Annotated in this window: 15 protein-coding genes; 6 read left to right on the forward strand and 9 right to left on the reverse strand. The window is 37.9% G+C overall.

Features of this window, described 5'->3' with window-relative positions; genetic code table 11:
• Positions 1–31 precede the first annotated feature (31 nt).
• The 5 genes from fkpB to murJ all read right to left on the reverse strand — a co-directional run bounded on the left by fkpB (position 32) and on the right by murJ (position 6986).
• A complete protein-coding gene (gene fkpB, locus AC27IF_RS03490; protein WP_487052269.1) occupies positions 32–469 on the reverse strand; it encodes an FKBP-type peptidyl-prolyl cis-trans isomerase in 438 nt (145 codons plus the stop codon).
• The gene (gene lspA, locus AC27IF_RS03495) at positions 466–981 is read right to left on the reverse strand and encodes a signal peptidase II (protein ID WP_487052271.1); all 516 of its coding nucleotides are present in this window, start codon (positions 979–981) and stop codon (positions 466–468) included. The genes fkpB and lspA overlap by 4 nt, the downstream gene beginning before the upstream one ends.
• 151 nt (positions 982–1132) lie before the next feature.
• Positions 1133–3991 (reverse strand): isoleucine--tRNA ligase, encoded by a 2859-nt coding sequence (gene ileS, locus AC27IF_RS03500; RefSeq protein WP_487052273.1) that lies wholly within the window; start codon positions 3989–3991, stop codon positions 1133–1135.
• Positions 3992–4054: 63 nt separating this feature from the next.
• Complete coding sequence (gene ribF / locus AC27IF_RS03505; protein WP_487052275.1) at positions 4055–4984, reverse strand: bifunctional riboflavin kinase/FAD synthetase; 930 nt, start codon at positions 4982–4984, stop codon at positions 4055–4057.
• 403 nt (positions 4985–5387) lie between these two features.
• On the reverse strand, positions 5388–6986 hold the full coding sequence (gene murJ, locus AC27IF_RS03510) for a murein biosynthesis integral membrane protein MurJ (RefSeq protein ID WP_487052277.1): 1599 nt from the start codon (positions 6984–6986) through the stop codon (positions 5388–5390).
• A gap of 272 nt (positions 6987–7258) precedes the next feature.
• Here murJ and rpsT point away from each other — a divergent pair, with 272 nt between their 5' ends.
• From rpsT to AC27IF_RS03530, 4 genes are all read left to right on the forward strand, one after another.
• Positions 7259–7519 carry a 30S ribosomal protein S20 gene (rpsT, locus tag AC27IF_RS03515; protein ID WP_487052279.1) on the forward strand — a complete coding sequence of 87 codons (261 nt, stop codon included), beginning with the start codon at positions 7259–7261 and terminating at the stop codon, positions 7517–7519.
• A 178-nt stretch (positions 7520–7697) separates the two neighbouring features.
• Positions 7698–9410: a dipeptidyl-peptidase 3 family protein gene (locus AC27IF_RS03520; RefSeq protein ID WP_487052281.1), complete on the forward strand. Its 1713-nt coding sequence runs from the start codon at positions 7698–7700 to the stop codon at positions 9408–9410.
• 137 nt (positions 9411–9547) lie between these two features.
• On the forward strand, positions 9548–11149 hold the full coding sequence (locus AC27IF_RS03525; protein WP_487052283.1) for a methyl-accepting chemotaxis protein: 1602 nt from the start codon (positions 9548–9550) through the stop codon (positions 11147–11149).
• An 85-nt stretch (positions 11150–11234) separates the two neighbouring features.
• Complete coding sequence (locus tag AC27IF_RS03530) at positions 11235–12848, forward strand: GMC family oxidoreductase (RefSeq protein ID WP_487052285.1); 1614 nt, start codon at positions 11235–11237, stop codon at positions 12846–12848.
• A 1-nt stretch (position 12849) separates the two neighbouring features.
• On the opposite strand, the gene AC27IF_RS03535 is transcribed toward AC27IF_RS03530, so the two are convergent.
• From AC27IF_RS03535 to AC27IF_RS03545, 3 genes are all read right to left on the reverse strand, one after another.
• Positions 12850–14022 carry a tetratricopeptide repeat protein gene (locus AC27IF_RS03535; protein ID WP_487052287.1) on the reverse strand — a complete coding sequence of 391 codons (1173 nt, stop codon included), beginning with the start codon at positions 14020–14022 and terminating at the stop codon, positions 12850–12852.
• Positions 14023–14144: 122 nt separating this feature from the next.
• A complete protein-coding gene (locus AC27IF_RS03540; RefSeq protein WP_487052289.1) occupies positions 14145–15941 on the reverse strand; it encodes an acyl-CoA dehydrogenase C-terminal domain-containing protein in 1797 nt (598 codons plus the stop codon).
• Positions 15942–16148: 207 nt separating this feature from the next.
• Entirely contained in the window at positions 16149–16574 is a 426-nt protein-coding gene (locus tag AC27IF_RS03545; RefSeq protein WP_487052291.1) for a DUF3010 family protein, read from the reverse strand.
• A 123-nt stretch (positions 16575–16697) separates the two neighbouring features.
• Here AC27IF_RS03545 and AC27IF_RS03550 point away from each other — a divergent pair, with 123 nt between their 5' ends.
• Together AC27IF_RS03550 and AC27IF_RS03555 are read left to right on the forward strand one after the other, a co-directional pair.
• Entirely contained in the window at positions 16698–17423 is a 726-nt protein-coding gene (locus tag AC27IF_RS03550) for an SDR family NAD(P)-dependent oxidoreductase (RefSeq protein WP_487052293.1), read from the forward strand.
• Positions 17424–17436: 13 nt separating this feature from the next.
• The gene (locus tag AC27IF_RS03555) at positions 17437–18324 is read left to right on the forward strand and encodes an amidohydrolase family protein (protein ID WP_487052295.1); all 888 of its coding nucleotides are present in this window, start codon (positions 17437–17439) and stop codon (positions 18322–18324) included.
• A gap of 26 nt (positions 18325–18350) precedes the next feature.
• On the opposite strand, the gene AC27IF_RS03560 is transcribed toward AC27IF_RS03555, so the two are convergent.
• A complete protein-coding gene (locus AC27IF_RS03560) occupies positions 18351–19526 on the reverse strand; it encodes a mandelate racemase/muconate lactonizing enzyme family protein (RefSeq protein WP_487052297.1) in 1176 nt (391 codons plus the stop codon).
• Between the last annotated feature and the right edge of the window lie 60 nt (positions 19527–19586).

A 19586-nucleotide genomic window follows, 5' to 3' on the forward strand; every position in this document is an offset into this window, starting at 1 on the left:
CGCTTTAATATGAGCGTGATTAAAATCCCGCCTACAGTATTTCTACTAAATCGATAATAAAAGTAACAGCTTGCCCCGCTAATGGGTGATTAAAATCAATGGTTACTGAGCTACCATTTACTTCTTTAATCATCCCCGGTAACTCGCCACCTGGCTGTGAAAAAGTAATAATGTTACCTACTTTAGCTGGTACGTCGGCTGAAAATTTATCAATATCCATGTAATGAATATTATCAGGGTTAGATTCACCGAAAGCATCAACAGCCTCAAGGGTAAACTCTTTACTATCTCCAGTCGCCATACCTAATAACTCAGCTTCAAAAGCGGCAGAAATACTCTTATCACCCATCACAATTTTAGCAGGTTTATTGTTTACTTTTGTGCTATCGGCCGCTGAGCCATCACTTAACTTCATGGTGATGTGTACTAATACGCTAGAGCCTGCTTGTATTGTTTTATCAATTGTCATTTTGTATCTTCTGTTGTTTGCGTGCTTGGTGATATAAATGACTCTAAGATCATTAACGCTGCACCAATAAAAATCATTGAATCGGCAACATTGAACGCCGGAAAGTGTTTTCCAGACCAATGAAAGTCGATAAAATCAATTACGTAGCCAAAGAGTGCTCTATCTATCAGGTTACCCATTGCGCCACTTAACATCAAAGCAAAAGCCACACTTAAGAGAGTTTGCGATTTAGGTGTTTTCGCCAACCAAACGATAAAAACAATACTCGCGATAGTCGCTATTGCGGTAAAAAACCAACGTTGCCAGCCACCTTGATCAGCTAAGAAGCTAAAAGCTGCTCCCGGGTTATGAACATAAGTAATATTAAAAATAGGTAAAACATTCACAGACTCATATAAATCAAATGATCCTGCTACCATGTGTTTAGTTACTTGATCTACTATTAAACAAATTAACGTCAACCAAAGCCAACGCAAACCTGTTTCTTGAAACAATGTAAAAAATTTATTCAACTTATTCTCTTTCTCAAATATAAAGCTAAAAATAAATGGCGAACATTCAAAGTTATTTACTTCAAGGGCAAGAAGAAAACACAGAGCCTATAACTATAGGTGAGTACTTTCGACGCCGCTATGGGTGAAAATAGCAAAGAATAATAGTGACTTAAGCGTATTGTCTTTGCTCGCCTTCACCGTCTACGTTGGTTACACAACGACCACATAGCTCAGGATGTGCTTCATTAACACCAACATCTTCAGTAACATGCCAACAACGATCACATTTAGTACCTTCTGCCGCAGAGACGGTTAACCACAAACCATCAACTTCAGTTGCATCAGCGCCTTCAGGCACTTGGCTACTATCTGTAACAGTATCAATGGTTGCTTTGGAGGTAATCAATACGAATCGTAGCTCTTCATCCAGTTTGGCTAACTTAGCCGCCAAGTCGCTCGTTGCAAAAAGTGTTACTTGTGCTTCAAGTGCTTTACCAACAACTTTTTCTTTACGAGCAAGTTCAAGCGCGCGGTTAACTTCACCACGAACCAATAGCAACTCACTCCAATAATCATTTCCTAATTCTGTATCGCCTGGCATAGTTGCTAAACCATCAAACCAAACACCAGTAAAGACAAATTCATCACGTTCACCTGTTGCCGGTGTTGGTAATGCTTGCCATATTTCTTGAGCGGTAAAAGATAAAATAGGTGCCATCCAAGCTGTCATTGCTTCGGCAATTAAGTACATAGCCGTTTGACAAGAGCGACGAGCATTTGAGTCAGCTTTTGCTGTGTATTGTCTATCTTTAATAATATCTAGGTAGAAGCCACCTAACTCAGTGGTACAGAAGTTCATTAGCTTATGCACTACTACATGAAACTCGTATTCATTATAAGCGTTAACAATTTCTTCTTGTAAACGCGCCGCTTTATCAACTACCCAGCGATCTAGTGCCACCATATCTTCAAAGGCAACAGAATGCTGAGCAGGCTCAAAACCATTCAAATTTGATAGTAAGAAACGCGAGGTATTACGAATACGGCGATAAGCATCGGCTTGGCGCTTAAATATTTCATCAGAAACGGTAATTTCTTGCGTGTAGTTAACTGACGCTGTCCATAAACGTAGAATATCAGCGCCTAAAGTTTTAGTTATACTTGATGGCGTTACGACATTGCCTAACGATTTAGACATTTTATGGCCATTAACATCAACGGTGAAACCGTGAGTAAGCACTTGCTTATATGGCGCTTTACCTGTCATGGCGACTGATGACATCATTGAAGACATAAACCAACCACGATGTTGATCTGAGCCTTCAAGATATAAGTCAGCAATGCCGTCAAATTCTTCTCTGGCGTTTATCACTGAGTAATGTGTCGTGCCTGAATCAAACCAAACATCTAAGGTGTCTGGTACTTTGATAAATTCATTGGCATCATCACCGATAAGCTCACTAGCTTCTAAATCAAACCAAGCTTGAATGCCTTCTTTCTCAACACGTTGTGCAACATCTTCAATTAATTCGATGCTACGTGGATGTAATGCACCAGTATCTTTATGTATAAATAAAGCAATTGGTACACCCCAAGTACGTTGACGAGAGATACACCAGTCAGGTCGACCTTCAACCATTTTTTCAATACGGCTTTGACCCCAATCAGGGATCCATTGCGTTTTTTCAATTTCTTTTAAAGAATCACTACGCAATTCTTTTTTATCCATAGCGATAAACCATTGTGGCGTCGCACGGAAAATAATTGGAGTTTTATGACGCCAGCAATGTGGGTAAGAATGCTCAAAGGCATGATGATGCATTAAGGCGCCTTTCTCTTGTAGCACTTCAACGACACTCGCGTTAGCTTTAAAGACATGCTGCCCGGCAAACAACGGAGTATCTTCAAGATAAACACCATTTGCCCCTACAGGATTAGCCACTTCTAAATTGTATTCTTTACCAACAACAAAATCGTCAACACCATGACCAGGTGCGGTATGAACACAACCAGTACCTGAATCCGTAGTAACATGCTCACCTAAAATTACCGGTACTGTGAAGTCATAGAAAGGATGTTGACATTGCACTAACTCTAAGTCAGCGCCTTTACAAAAACCTAAGGCATGATATTTCTCAATACCAAATCTATCCATACAAGATGAAACAAGATCAGAAGCTAAAATTAAACGTAATTGACCTTCTTCACCATTAGGTAAGGTGTCACACTGTACTAAGGTATATTCAACACCGCTATTTAGTGATATTGCACGGTTAGCAGGTAAGGTCCATGGCGTTGTTGTCCAAACAACTAGTCCTATTTGACCTGTGCCGGTATGCCCTTCAAGGTGAGAGAATTTATCAGCAACACTTTCGTCATTGATATCAAACTTAACATCGATGGCAGGTGAGTGTTTATCTTTATATTCAACTTCCGCTTCAGCTAAAGCAGAGCCACAATCTGTACACCAATGAACAGGTTTAAAGCCTTGCTGTAAATGTCCATTTTCTGCAATTTTACCTAGCGAGCGGATAATGTTCGCTTCAGTATTAAAGTCCATTGTTAAGTAAGGCTTTTCCCAATCAGCAAAAATCCCTAAACGCTTAAAGTCTTCACGCTGACCATCCACTTGTTTTATCGCATAATCACGACATTTTTGACGAAATTCAGCAGCAGTAACTTTATGACCAGGTTTGCCAACTTTTTTCTCTACCATTAACTCAATCGGTAAACCATGACAATCCCAACCAGGAACATATGGAGAGTTAAAATCAGACAACGTTTTTGATTTAACAATAATATCTTTTAATATTTTATTAACCGCATGACCAAGATGGATATTACCGTTGGCGTATGGAGGTCCATCATGCAAAATGAATGATTTTTTACCTTTTTTAGCAGCACGAATTCTTCCGTACAAATCTTTATCAGCCCACTCTTTGAGCATATTAGGTTCACGGTTTGCCATATTACCTTTCATGGCAAACGAAGTGGCAGGTAAGTTTAAGGTTTGTTTATAATCACTCATTTAAATCATTATCCGGTTATTTAAATTTTCTAAATTGTCAGGCTAATACACAGGGTATAACGCCTAACTTACATTATTTAATACTTGTTTTGCTTGCTCGCAATCTAACTTAATTTGCTCAGTTAATGCGGTTAAATTATCAAATTTCATTACTTGGCGAAGTTTTTTCTTAATGACCACTTCAATACATTGGCCGTAGAGATCATCACTAAAATTAAAGATATGTACTTCTAGTTGTTGTCTAATACCATTAATTGTTGGTCTAGAGCCAATATTAGCGACACCATTAAAGCTGCCTTTCACTGTTTGTATTTGTACCGCAAAAACACCATTTAACGGAGAGTTTCGCCTTTTTAATAAAACATTCGCCGTTGGAAAACCTAATTGCCGGCCACGTTTATCGCCATGGAACACTTTACCTATAATTGAATAAGGTCTACCAAGCATATTTTCAACATATGATAAATTATCTTGCTCAAGTGCTTGTCTTATTTCAGTACTACTTATTCTACAGTTGGCCATTTTATAACTTTTGGTATCCGTAACATCAAAACCAAAAGTTTCCCCAGCCTTTGACAACATAGCAAAATCGCCAGCACGGTTTTTACCAAAATGAAAATCATCACCAACAATCAAATGTTTGATGCCTAATTTATCAACCAATAGGTGCTCAATAAACTGCTCTGCACTTTGACTAGCAAATTTACGAGTAAAATTAACACAAATGAGGCGCTCTACACCTAATTCAGCCAACAAAGCATATTTATCGCGTAAACGGCAAAGTCTCGCGGGAGCACTATCTGGCGCAAAAAGCTCTTGCGGCTGTGGCTCGAACACTAATACTGCTGCAACACAGTTCAAGGCTTTTGCTTTGGACACTAATGCAGAAATAACTTGTTGATGGCCTTTATGAACGCCATCAAAATTACCTATGGTTAGCACACAACCATGATCTTTTGGTTGAATATTATGTATACCACGAACTAACTGCATTGTTATTTATATTGCCTCTATATAACCAAAACTAAAGGTTAACACACATAATAATTGATCTTTTGGTTGAATATTATGTATACCACTAACTAACTGCATTGCTATTTATATTGCCTCTATATAACCAAAACTAAAGGTTAACACACATAATAATTGATCTTTTGGCTGGATATTATGTATACCACGAACTAACTGCATTGCTATTTATATTGCATCTATATAACCAAAACTAAAGGTTAACACACATAATAATAGATCTTTTGGCTGGATATTATGTATACCACGAACTAACTGCATTAGACGAAAAACCTTTCCATTAACTGTTTATAAAAATAAATCGCCGAATTATATATTAAAGAGCAATAATAATCAGTAGTTCAGGCGGTTTATTTTTCATTATTTGTTAGCTTTTTACTTTAAAGTCATTTAGACGAATACCTAATAAAAATATGACCAAGAAGTAACTCAGACAACCTGCGCTGATACAAATAACTAACTGCGATACTTGTTCAAAAAAACTCATCGCAAGCCAAACATTAAATTCATAAGATAATTGATAAACCACTAAGGCCATAACACCTGCTGCAACAACTAATTTACTGACAAATAATTTAGTTTGACTTGATAAGTGATAAATATTCGCTTGCTTCAATCCTTGATAGAGCATCCAAGCATTTAAGGTTGCTGATAGTGTTGTAGCAATAGCTAAGCCCACATAACCAAAAAATGGCGCTAACATTAGGTTAAAGGCCATATTTGCTACCATGGCTTTAATGCCTATTTTCACGGGTGTTTTTGTGTCTTGCCTCGCATAATAACCAGGTGCTAGCACCTTGATAAACATGAAACTTAGTAAACCTGATAGATACGCAAATAGCGCCATAGATACTTGATACACGTCAGTTTCACTAAACTCACCTCGCATAAACAAGATCATAATAATGGGCTGTGCTAGAACCATTAATCCCGCAAGCGCAGGCCAACCAAATAAGCTAATAACTTTAATGCCCCAATCTAAGGTCGCCGTGAATTGTTGAGGATTATTTTTACTGTGAAGCTTGGACAAACTCGGTAAAACTACAGTAGCAATGCCAATACCAAATAAACCTAAAGGAAATTCTAAAAGTCGATCAGCATAATAAAGCCAACTAATTGAACCGGTAATAAGGAAGCTAGCGATTAAGGTATCAAGTAATAAGTTAATTTGCGTTACCGACACACCAAATAGTGCCGGTATAATCAACTTTCTTATTTTACTAACGCCCTTACTTTTCCATGCCCAGCGCGGCTTAACTAGTACCCCTGCTTTGTACATAAAAGGCAGTTGAAATAAAAACTGTATTAAGCCACCTAAAAATACCCCCCATGCTAAAGCGTGCGCAGGACTTTGAGCGTAATCGGCGCCGTAAATGGCCATTAAGATAATCGCTATATTTAAGAGCACAGGGGTAAATGCTGCTACAGCAAAGCGCCCCATTGTATTAAGTACCGCGCCGGCAAGTGCTGTGAAGCTAATAAACCATAAATATGGAAAGGTGATTTTTAATAAGATGGCTGCTAACTCAAATTTTTCACCACCGACACTTTCAGGACCATTATTGAACCAGTCAACGAACCAACCACCACCAAATAAAATAACAAATAACGGCGATGCCAACATACCAAATAATGTCACTAGCGTAATAATCACCCCCAGCGTTCCAGAGACTTGAGCAATAAGACGCCTTGTTTCATCTAACTGGATAGGATTTTCATTACCTGAATGTGCTTCATCTTTTGCATGGTATTCACTCAACACGGGGACAAATGCTTGTGCAAAAGCTCCTTCTGCAAATAATCGCCTAAAAAAGTTAGGGATTTTATTCGCAAACAAAAAAACATCTGCCATCACCCCTGCTCCCATCACATTAGCAATAACTATATCTCGAACTAAGCCTAATACACGAGAAACTAATGTCATTGAACTGACAATCAACCCTGATTTAATTAACTTTTTACTCAAAAACCAACCCCTAAAATACCAATGGCAAAAAATAACACTAAATAAACAGTATTATGTAATGATTTTGAGAGGATAAACAATGTATACTTGCATTGTTCACAACATATTTGCTTTGCCAGTTAAATGACTAGCAACAACAATATTCTTTATAATTGCCTTAAAGAGTTTTTTATTTCTCTTGGCAATTAAAACATTTGACAAACAGCTTAAAAACAGGCATATTTCGTCGCCTTAAATTTAAGCTTATATATTACATACTTTAGGAGTTCACCTTGGCTAACTCAAAGCAAGCTAAGAAGCGCGCAGTACAATCTGAAAAGCGCCGTCAAAACAATGCAAGTCGTCGCTCAATGATGCGTACTTTAGTAAAAAAAGTACTAGCAGCAATTGAAGCTGGTGACAAAGAAGTAGCAACAAAAGAATTAGCTGCTGCTACACCAATTTTAGATCGTTACGCAACTAAAGGTCTAATCCATAAAAACAAAGCTGCTCGTAGTAAGAGTCGTTTAAACGCTGCTATTCAAGCGCTTTAAGTTTTTATGAAAAATCGTTCACCTTCTAGGTGAACATAAAAACCGGCTATTGCCGGTTTTTTTATGCCTAAATTCCGGCTTTACACTCACACAACACTTTTCTTTACCTTTGCTATTGCACTTAGTTATAAAATTTTCTAGTCTCTTAAACAATTTATTTATTGGACTTTTTTTAACCATGCAAAACTCAAAGAAACTTACCCCAATTACAATAGCTATTTTACTAGCTACTACCGTGTTAAGTGGATGTAACAACGATAATCAGCAGGCATCTGCAACAGCCAAGTCAAACGACACTCAAGCGAGTACTGAAATAACCAAGAATTCACCTTCACTATTACCGGCATTTAAAAATCGTTTAGATATATATAAAGAAGTGACACTCTCTGCTGATTTAAGCCATTTGTCAGAAAATCAAAAACAAATGTTATCCTTGCTGATTGATGCATCAAAAATAATGGATGATCTTTTTTGGCAGCAAGCATTTTCACAAAACAAGCAAAGTTTCTTAGCTTCAATAAAAGATGAAAAAGTCCGTCGTTTCGCTGAAATAAATTATGGTCCTTGGGATAGGTTAGATGGCGATAAAGTATTTTTAACGCATAACCAGACTAAAGCACATGGCGCCGAGTTTTATCCAAAAGACATGAGCAAAACAGAGTTCGAACAATCAAATTTAGCAGACAAAGATGGCCTGTATTCAATAATTAGTCGCGATAGTGAAGGTAAATTAATAACGGTTGCTTACTCTGAAATGTACAGTGATGAAATTAATCGCGCAGCAGCCATCCTAGAGAAAGCCGCAACCTTTGCTGATGATAAAGAGTTCAGCAATTATTTAACCATGCGTGCTCAAGCATTACGTACCGATGAATATCAAGCATCAGATCTTGCTTGGATGGACATGAAGAACAACCCAATTGATGTCGTTATTGGTCCAATTGAAAATTATGAAGATCAACTTTATGGCTATCGAGCAGCTTTTGAAGCGTATGTGTTAATTAAAGATTTATCTTGGAGTGAAAAACTCGCTAAGTACGCGCAATATTTACCTGAGCTGCAAAAAGAGTTACCTGTCGCCAAAAAATATAAAGCCGAAGTACCAGGCTCTGATGCTGATCTAAATGCATATGATGTCATTTATTATGGCGGCCACTCAAATGCTGGTAGTAAAACTATAGCGATTAATTTACCTAATGATGAACAAGTACAACTAGCTAAAGGCACACGACGACTGCAACTAAAAAATGCCATGCGTGCTAAATTTGATACCATCATGTTACCAATTGCGGATACGTTAATAGTACCTGAACAGCGTAAAAACGTAACCTTTACCGGCTTTTTTGCCAACACCATGTTTCATGAAGTGGCACATGGTCTAGGTATAAAAAATACCTTGAACAATAAAGGCACTGTTCGCCAAGCACTGAAAGAGCATGCTAGTGCATTAGAAGAAGGTAAAGCTGATATATTAGGTTTATACATGGTTCGTCAATTACTTGAAAAAGACGCGATTACAGAAGGTACTCTTGAAGAGTATTATACAACTTTTATGGCGGGTATCTTCAGATCAATACGCTTTGGCGCTAGCTCGGCACATGGTAAAGCAAACATGGTTCGCTTTAATTACTTCCAAGAGCATGGTGCTTTTAGCCGTAACGAACAAGGAATGTATAGTGTAAACATGGAAAAAATGACCGCTGCTATTGACTCATTATCAGAGTTAATATTAACACTTCAAGGTAATGGTGATTATCAAGGTGTCGCCGAATTGGTTGCTAACCAAGGAGTCATTAGTGATGAGTTAGCCGCTGATTTATCTCGTTTAGAAGCTGCAAGCATCCCTGTAGACATTGTTTTCAAGCAAGGAAAACAAGTTTTAGGTCTGTAAAAGTACAAACTACTCACAATTTACGATTAATTATTGACGGCTTTTCACTTTTTTGTCATGGTACAAAGGTAAAATACCTGTTAATAATTTGTAACATTAAAATCACAAGGATTCGTGAATACTTGTGAGTAGTTTCTATGACAAAATCCCCCTCGAATAACAGAACATCAAGACAATCCTATAACACAGGCAAAGAGCAAAACTTTTCTTCTTCTCAAATTCTATTATCAACCACCGATTTAAAAGGCCGCGTTACCTACGCCAATGAAGACTTTTGTGACATCGCGGGTTACCCTCTCGATGAATTAGTTGGTCATGGCCACAACATTGTTCGCCATGAAGAAATGCCAAAAGCGGCGTTTGCTGATTTGTGGTCAACTATCAAAACGGGTCAGTCTTGGATGGGGCCTGTTAAGAACCGCTGTAAAAATGGCGATTATTATTGGGTTAATGCCTATGTCACACCAATCAAAGATAAGAATGGTAAGATATTTGAATATCAGTCAGTGAGAACAACTCTTGATGAAGGTATAAAAACAAGAGCGGAAAATACTTACCAAGAGCTTAATACCAATACAACCTCATTTATTCGAAAATTTAGTAATATAGACATAACGTCAATTATACAAAACCTATTGTTATTTATTTGCTTGTTTATTGCAGTAATAGCCTTTACAACCCCAACACCATTATTCGTTTCGATTCCTTTATTTTTATTAACCTTTTTGGCATGGTTTGCACTGTCACGTTGGCGTGTAGGCTATAAAAAAGTGACTCAAAAAGCTGAAGAAATCTTTAAAAATCCGCTCATGAGTTATATATATAGCGGCTCAGTAGATAAAATTGGTCAGATAAACTTAGCATTAAACATGCGTAAAGCAGAGTTAAGTGCCGTTGTGGGACGAGTTGGTGATTTAAGCCTAAACGTCAATGATATAGCTAAGGAAACTGCTAACAATGGTAATCATATTGCACAAATCCTTAACGAGCAAAATGATGAAGTTGAGCAAGTGGCAACCGCAATGAGTGAAATGAGCGCAGCGATTAGTGAAGTAACCACTTCAGTCACTGATGCTGCTGATTCCTCACAAGAGGGAAAAGCCTTAAGTGAACTTGGCGTAAAAGCCGTTAATAAAACCGTCGAGTCAATTCAATCATTATCTAAACAATTAACCAGTGTTGAAGAAGTTATTGGCAAACTCGCTGATGGTAGACATGCTATCGCAGCTATATCTGATGAGATCAGCTCTATCGCAGATCAAACCAATTTATTAGCACTGAATGCTGCGATAGAAGCTGCTCGCGCAGGAGAGCAAGGTCGTGGTTTTGCTGTTGTTGCAGAAGAAGTACGAGCATTAGCACAACGAACACAACAATCTACTGAAGAAATAACCAAAACTCTTAATTCATTAAATCAAGAGTCATTACAAGCCATGGATGCCATTCATGGTGGTGTAACGCTAGTAGAAGAATGTGTATCGCTAGCGAATAATACTGGTGAAAGTCTGCAATCAATCAATGAAGAAGTTGATAAATTAGCCTCAATTAATTACCAAGTGGCTACCTCGATAGAAGAACAGTCTGTAGTGGCGGATCAAGTCAGTAATAACACCAAAAGCATTCAGGATATGGCGAGCTTAGGAGCGACTCAAGGAAAAGAAACCCGACAGCTTAGTCAAGACTTGCTCAAAGAGCTGACAACGTTACATGATTTAATCAGGCAATTCAGTAGCAAATAAGTTAAGTTTTAAGCTATTGAAATAATTATCACTTTACTTCATAGTGGTCTGACTTGTTTTATTCATTCAAACTCAAGGATCACTTATGAACAACTTCGATTTTATCATTGTCGGTGGCGGCTCAGCAGGCTGTGTTTTAGCTGATAAGTTATCTGCCTGTGGCAACTATCAAGTCTGTCTTTTAGAAGCGGGTCCTAAAGATAAACACTGGAGCATTCATATGCCTATAGGTGTTATCGAGTTAATGAAAGATAAAGTACGTAATTGGCAATTTAACTCAGCGCCTGAGGCAACTCAAAATAATAGACAAATATTCAATCCCCGGGGGAGAACATTAGGCGGAAGTAGCTCTATAAATGCCATGCTTTATGTTCGAGGCCAAAAAGAAGACTACGACCACTGGGCAGCACTGGGTAATGAAGGCTGGTCTTTTGATGACGTTTTACCTTACTTTAAAAGTACTCAACATCAAGAGCGTGGTGAAAGTAATTTACATGGCGTAAATGGTCCTCTCAACGTAGCTGATTCTCGTTCTAAGCCACCTGTTCATGATGATTTCATTCTTGCCGCCCAACAAGCTGGCTTTCCAGCAAACCACGATTTCAATGGTGAGAGTCAAGAAGGTGTTGGTTATTATCAATTAACGCAACTTAATGGCCAACGCTGTAGCGCCGCAAAAGCGTTTCTGACGCCTAATTTACATCGAGGTAATCTCACAGTCATCACCGACGCTAATGTGCAAAAAATCCTTATTGATAGCAATAAAGTTGCCACTGGCGTTAGTTATAAAATCAAAGGTAAATGCTATGATATTTACGCTAGTAAAGAAGTGCTATTAAGCGCAGGAGCATTTAACTCACCACAAATATTGATGTTATCCGGTGTAGGGCCCACAGAAGAATTAGAGCGACACAATATTGCTATAACTCATTCATTAGAAGGCGTAGGTAAGAACCTGCAAGATCATCCAGATACCGTGGTGGTTAATCATCACCAACGTGACGATTTATTAGCTTTAAGACCAAAAGCGGCATGGTGGGCATGCAAACAAGCATTTAAATATTTTAAGGCGAAACGCTCAGGTATTTTAACAACTGCAGTAGCTGAATCAGGTGGTTTTATTAAATCAAACGCTGATGAATCACGACCAAATTTACAGCTACACTTTATCCCTGCTGCTTTTGATGATCACGGCAGAGATTTAAAAATGCTCCTCAATTATGGTATCTCAATTCATACTTGTTTATTGCGCCCTAAAAGCCGTGGTAGTGTTACGCTATACGGCAATAAGGCTAATATGCACCCCAAGATCACTTTAAATATGTTAGCTCATGAAGATGATCAAAAGGATATGATCCAAGCCGTTAAAGTTGCTCGTACTATTTTATCTAAATCACCAATAGGTGAAAAAAATGGTGAAGAAATATTTCCAGGTAAACAAACACAAACTGATGAAGAAATTTTAACGTTTTTGAAAAACAAAGCGAACACCATCTACCATCCCGTAGGTACTTGTAAAATGGGTCATGATGAAATGGCGGTTGTAGATAATCAGTTAAAGGTTCATGGAATTGAACGTTTACGGGTCATAGACGCGTCAATTATGCCAACACTTATCAGTGGCAACACCAATGCACCAACCATTATGATTGCCGCTAAAATTGCGGATTCAATACTCTCTGAACATGCTAATAGCTGAGCTATAATTTCGCCAAGCTATATAATTTGAATTTATATTGCTTACGCTGCTCTACCTCATATGTCCATTCTAGCGCTTCTGCCATCATGCGCTTTGCTTTGGCATAATGACCTTTTTTACGGTAAATATGGTAAAGGCCAAGATAAGCTTGATGTAGATACGGTGCTTGTTTCAATGCCTTAAGATAAAAAACAGTCGCCTTTTCCATCTCTTTATTATGTTCAGCAATATAAGCTTCTGCTAACCAATGAAAGGGGTTAGGATCATCTAATTTACTAAGCTGCTGTTGATAACGCTCTGCTTCTCCAACACGATTTTGACTCTTAAGTAACATAATATAGTTACTGAGTAACCTAAGGTTAGATTTTTCTCTTTTCAATCCTACCAAATAAATGGCTTCAGCACTTTCGATATCCCCTGCTCTGCGATGAATAATCGCTAATGAATTAATTGCTTCAATATTACTCTTATCATATTGATAAGCTTTATTAGCAAGTTTGAAGGCTTTATTTAGATCATTATCAACCAGGGCGTTTCCAGCAAGATTTTGATAATACATAGAAATAAATACATCTTCATTTAAGAACTTAGCAACACGATTATCTTTACTTGGAAAATAATCAATAACTAAGCCAGGCGTTCGAAATAAATATTGTTTCGGGTCAGTAATATATTCGTCATCATAAATAATAGTTTGCACATGAGAAGAAGAGAGGATCAAATTGTTATTCTTCTTAAAAACAGGCAAAGTATTCACTTCTCGATAAGAAAATTCCAAACCAAGTAACTTTGCATAAGCCGTAGTTAACACAGCAAGACTCATACAATTACCTTGATTTAAGCGCATTGCGGTTTCAGCATTGTAGGTTTCACCATAGTAGGTAAAGTTAGCTAATTTATCCTGCAGAACTTCATACAAGGCTTGATGCCTTTTATAGCCTTCCTTCTGCTTCTTTTCTATAGCCGATAACACGATATTTTGCTGGGATAAGGTTAATGTAAAAAGATCTTCAATTGGAGGAATTTGGCTTTCATTAGCTGTAAAAAGTTTAGAATTTACTATTATTTCAGTCAGGTTGACATCACTCTGCTGATCAAGCGGAGGCAAGCTGCTACAAGCAGAGCTCAAGAATAGATAAACACTAACAAATGCATGTGATATCACTTTATTCAAAATAACGTCCCTATAGTACGAAAAGCTTACTAGTTAAAAGATAGCATAGAAAAGCTCAAATTCAAAAAAGAGACACAAAAAAGGGAAGCAGTAGCTTCCCTTATTTATATGTGTATGATTATTTAAAAAGCAAAATCATCTTCAGCTAAGTCCATCATTGATTCAGCGCCATTTTCAACACAGGCAGCATGACCATTTGCTCTTGGTAAAATGCGTTTAAAGTAGAAACGTGCTGTTTTAATTTTAGCTTGGTAAAAGGCTGAATCACCTTCACCAGATGCAAGTTTATCTTGCGCTACTTTCACCATTTTCGCCCAAAAGTAAGCAAGTGTTAGATAACCTGAATACATTAAGTAATCCACTGAAGCTGCACCAATCTCATCAGGATTTTGCATTGCTTTAAGTCCTAATGTTTGTGTCATTTTCTGCCAATCACCACCAAAAGTCATAATAGGCTGAATAAATTCTTGCATAGCTTCATTATCTGCATTCGCTACACAAAAAGCTGTTACTTCAGCGCCAAATGGTTTTAATATTTCACCTTTAGAGCCTAGAATTTTACGTGCTAATAAATCTAATGCTTGAATACCGGTAGTGCCTTCATAAAGACAGCTAATCTTAGTATCACGCATTAATTGCTCCATGCCCCACTCTTTTATAAAACCATGGCCACCAAATACTTGGACACCGTGGCTAGTACATTCAAGTCCTAACTCGGTTAAGAAGGCTTTTGCAATTGGTGTTAATAAAGCTAACTTGGTTTCAGCTGCTGCTTTTTCTGCTTCATCTTTGCTCGCATGACCGATATCAACTAATTGTGCTAAATAAGCGATTAATGCACGGCCACCTTCAGCGATAGACTTTTGTGTAAGTAACATACGACGTACATCAGGATGAACTATAATTGCATCAGCTGGACCATCAGGGTTTTTAACACCTGTTAACGAGCGCATTTGTAATCTATCTTTGGCGTAAGCTAAAGCACCTTGAAAAGAAGCTTCTGCTGCTGCAACACCTTCCGTTGCCACACCTAAACGCGCCGCATTCATAAAGGTAAACATGCAGTTTAAACCACGATTTACTTCACCAATTAAGTAACCTTTTGCGCCATCAAAATTGATCACACAAGTCGCGTTAGCGTTAATCCCCATCTTATGTTCAATAGAGCCACAAGTTACGGCATTTCTGCCTGCCACTTCACCATCATCAGTCACATTGAATTTAGGAACAATAAATAATGAAATACCTTTGCTACCTTCTGGTGAGCCTGGAATTCTCGCAATAACAATATGAACAATATTGTCAGATAAATCATGCTCACCGGCAGAAATAAATATTTTAGTACCCGTTAATGAGTAACTACCATCATCGTTTAATTCAGCTTTGGTACGTAACATACCTAAGTCAGTACCACAGTGTGGCTCAGTTAAACACATGGTACCTGTCCATGAGCCTTCTACTAATTTCGGCATGAAAGTCGACTTTTGTAAATCACTACCATGCTCTTCAATCGTAGCTAAAGCACCGTGACTTAAACCAGGGTACATAGCAAAACTATGGTTTGCACCGGAGAAAAGCTCAGAGATGGCAGTGTTTAATGAATGAGGTAAACCTTGTCCACCAAAATCAACGTTTTGCGCAAGTGTTGGCCAACCACCTTCAACATATTGTTGGTAAGCCTCTTTAAATCCATCAGGAGTAGTAACTACGCCGTCAGTCCAAGTACAACCTTGCTCATCACCAATTTGATTAATAGGAGCAATCACCTGCTCAGTAAATTTAGACGCCTCAGAGATAATGGCATCAACCATATCAATGCTGGCATCTTCATAGCCAAGCTTTTGATAGTGATTTTCACAATCAAGTAGCTCTTGCATTACAAATTTTATATCTCTAATCGGTGATTTATATTCAGGCATGGGTTCTCTCCAATAATTATTTCAGCGGTTATATTTTTACAGCAACCAACTGGTCAGACTTCAAACAGTTGTTTGATTTAAGCATGTTATTGTCTATTTATCAAAGGAAAGTTTAATAGAGAAATGAAATTATGCCTTATTCAAGGCGGATAAAAACAAAAAACCACTCGCTTGGAGTGGTTTTAAAGGTGTTTACTTAAAGAAAAGTTATTGAGTTTCTAAATAAGCAAACACAGTACCAAATGCTTGCTCTTGATATTGTTTTAAACCAGTATCGCGAAAATCAATATCAATTTGGCTCTTGGCTAGCTCTTTTTTAATAAAGCTGCCGGCAAGGATTTCTACATTGAGATCTTTTATTAATTGAATAGCAGCCTCAACTTTAAATCCGACAGGACCGCCAGCAAACTTGCCTTTCAATGCTCTACCTTTAATAAGCACATGAGTGACGCCATAATCTTCCATTAACTTAGCAAAGGTAAACTGAAATTTTTGTACTTGCTCAGCATCACCTGCATTATCTAAACTTACTTTTTGAACTCGTGTATGAGGAATGTCATACAAGTTATTTTCTTTAGACATAATACAAATAATTGCATCATTACCCTTTATTTCAACACCACATGCTTTCATGGAAATTTCTCAACAGTCTTAATTAAAGGCATTATAGCGAAATTATTAGCAGAAGAAAATGGAAGTCACCTAGTGTTAACGGTATGATTTACCCTAACGAATTAAGACAGTAAAGTAATAAAAATGAAAAAATTTTGCATCATTACCGGCGGTAGCTCAGGGATAGGTTTAAGTATAATGAAGTTATTTTTAGAAAATAACTATCAGGTATTTAATCTAGACCTATCACCTTCTCCATTAGGTGAGTTCTGCTCTTGCGACGTAACTAATACCGAACAAGTCGCTGGTATTATTAAACGTATTAGTGAAGAAAATACCATTGATGTTTTAGTGTCAAATGCCGGCGTTCATTATTCTGCTAACATAGAAAACACCTCTGAAGCAGATTTTGACAAAGTCTTTAATATTAATGTCAAAGGCGCTTTTGCTGCCGTTAAAGCCGTTTTACCAAGTATGAAAGCAAAGAAAAATGGCGCAATTATCTTAATGTCTTCTGAGCAAGCGCTTGTGGCTAAAAACAATTCTTTTGCCTATAACCTAAGCAAAACAGCCTTAGCGTCCATGGCGAAAACCACCGCAGTTGATTATGCCAGCTATAATATTCGCGCCAATGCAGTATGCCCAGGCACGATAGAAACACCGCTATATCACAAAGCTATAGATAATTATTGCCAAAAATCCGGTGCAAATAAGTCAGAGATTCATCAAGAAGAAGCAAGCTTACAGCCACTTAATCGCATAGGGCAACCAGAAGAAGTTGCTGAATTAGTCTTATTTTTAGCATCAGATAAAGCAAGTTTTATCACTGGCAGCTTGCAGGTGATTGACGGTGGTTATACGGCACAATAATACAGTGAAGCACATGATGAAACTAATTGATCCTCACCTACACTTATTTGATCTCGACCATGGTGACTATCATTGGTTAAAGGCGGACTGCCCGCCTTTTTGGCCTGACAAAGCCGTTATTAATAAAAACTTTTCGGCACAAGATTTATTATTAGACTCGTCACTGGATTTAGCTGGTTTTATCCATATTGAAGCAGGTTTTGATAATGAACGACCTTGGCGAGAGTTAACAGCATTAGAAAATACAAATAACTCCTCCTTTCGTGCTATCGCTAATATCGATTTAACTTCAACCAGTGATGTTTTCCAAGCCACATTAAAGCGATTGATGACGTTGCAATCGTTCATCGGTGTCAGACATATATTAGATGAGCAAGTGTTAAGTCTACTCGCTAATCCGCAAGTGATTAGCAATATCCAAGCGCTTAATGCGGTAGCTAAAAGTACTCGCTTGATATTCGAAACTCAAATTTCCCTTTCAGCGCAGGCTCCTGTTAATGCTATTTGTCAGATAATTAAGGAAAACGGTAACCTTAACTTTATTATCAACCATGCTGGCTTTCCACCCGTAGATATTAATACGGTTGAATGGCAGCATTGGCAAAATAATCTAATGACGCTAGCTGAATTTGATAACATTGCGATTAAATGTTCTGGTTGGGAAATGGCTGAGCGAAGCTATCAGCTAGATTGGGTGAACACCGTATTAACCTTTATTTATAATACCTTAGGTCATGACAAAATGATGTTAGCAAGCAACTTTCCCTTATGCTTGTTTAGCCAAGAAAGTTATCAAGACTATTGGCAGATGCTACTCAACAGCGTGTTTTTTCAACAATTAACAACACAAGAAAAAAACGCATTATGTTATGACAATGCGCTTCGTTATTACCAGTTATAAGTTACCAGTTATAGATTAACAGTAATCTATTTAATGGTGACATGCGGAGATCGTTTTACTATTTCGTCATTTAACTCAATGCCTATTCCAGGCACTTCTGTTACTTGAAAAAAACCGTCTACGGGTTGAGGATCTTGTAAACACAATTCACGATTCCAATCTTTAATGGCATAAGTATGATGCTCATGAATTAAAAAGTTAGGAATAGCCGTTTCTAAGTGCAATGATGCTGCTGTTGCCACTGGGCCGCCACACACATGTGCTTGAACACGAATGTCATAAACATCGGCATAATCACACACTTTTTTAGCTTCAGTAAAGCCGCCACATAAGCCAACATCAGGTTGTAAAACATCAATGCTTTGATCTTCAAAGTATGGACGCACATCCCAGCGGTGATATAAACGCTCTCCGCCGGCAATGGGTACATTTACATTGTCAGATACTTTTTTATGAACGGCAGGGTTTAAATAGTTCACCGGCTCTTCATACATCATACAGCCGACTTCTTCGACGATTGCGCCCATTTGAATTGCTGAAGCTGCTCCCATAAGTGAGTGTGATTCAAAAATAATATCAACATCTTCACCTACGGCATCACGAATAGCTCGTAATCTATCACCAAATAAACGCATTTGTGGTTTAGTAAATAACTTGGTTCGATCAAAAGAAGAGCTGCCATCTTTATTGTAAACAATAGGATCTACCTTTACCGCATCATAACCTTCGCCCATGGCTTTTAATGCCGCTTGAGCATACTCTTCTGGCTCAATTAATTTACTAATTTCACTGTCCCAGTCAAATTGAAGCTGGCTCGCATAAGTGCGTAGTTTATCATTCACTTTACCACCAAGTAATTGATATACCGGTACACCTAATGCTTTAGCTTTAATATCCCAAAGGGCGGTATCTATTGCGCTCATAGCAGCATATAGCACAGGTCCGCCACCTAATCCCCAAAAGCTTTCGCGTAGCATACGTGACCATAGTAATTCGGTATTAAAAGGGTTAAAACCAATTAGCACTGCTTCCGATATTTCTTTAAGCATAGCGGCGGCTGCGCTGTGTCCCCAGTCATAAGCAAGCCCTGCTTCACCAACGCCACTAATCCCCTCATCGGTATGAATACGTACAAACACAGGGTTCCAAGCAGGACGTTTAGGGCAATGAATATCAAATACTTCTATATGGGTAATTTTCATTTTTTTCTCTTTAAAATTTTTATAATAGCTAATACATTAACGGCTTACTTTACATTAAGC

It is taken from the genome of Colwellia sp. KS18-150 (assembly GCF_057551365.1).

Excerpts from the sequence above, each read along its gene's own strand:
- fkpB (WP_487052269.1), bottom strand. The coding sequence starts at position 469 with ATGACAATTGATAAAACAATACAAGCAGGCTCTAGCGTATTAGTACAC.
- ileS (WP_487052273.1), bottom strand. The coding sequence starts at position 3,991 with ATGAGTGATTATAAACAAACCTTAAACTTACCTGCCACTTCGTTTGCC.
- ribF (WP_487052275.1), bottom strand. The coding sequence starts at position 4,984 with ATGCAGTTAGTTCGTGGTATACATAATATTCAACCAAAAGATCATGGT.
- AC27IF_RS03520 (WP_487052281.1), top strand. The coding sequence starts at position 7,698 with ATGCAAAACTCAAAGAAACTTACCCCAATTACAATAGCTATTTTACTA.
- AC27IF_RS03525 (WP_487052283.1), top strand. The coding sequence starts at position 9,548 with ATGACAAAATCCCCCTCGAATAACAGAACATCAAGACAATCCTATAAC.
- AC27IF_RS03530 (WP_487052285.1), top strand. The coding sequence starts at position 11,235 with ATGAACAACTTCGATTTTATCATTGTCGGTGGCGGCTCAGCAGGCTGT.
- AC27IF_RS03540 (WP_487052289.1), bottom strand. The coding sequence starts at position 15,941 with ATGCCTGAATATAAATCACCGATTAGAGATATAAAATTTGTAATGCAA.
- AC27IF_RS03545 (WP_487052291.1), bottom strand. The coding sequence starts at position 16,574 with ATGAAAGCATGTGGTGTTGAAATAAAGGGTAATGATGCAATTATTTGT.
- AC27IF_RS03550 (WP_487052293.1), top strand. The coding sequence starts at position 16,698 with ATGAAAAAATTTTGCATCATTACCGGCGGTAGCTCAGGGATAGGTTTA.
- AC27IF_RS03555 (WP_487052295.1), top strand. The coding sequence starts at position 17,437 with ATGATGAAACTAATTGATCCTCACCTACACTTATTTGATCTCGACCAT.
- AC27IF_RS03560 (WP_487052297.1), bottom strand. The coding sequence starts at position 19,526 with ATGAAAATTACCCATATAGAAGTATTTGATATTCATTGCCCTAAACGT.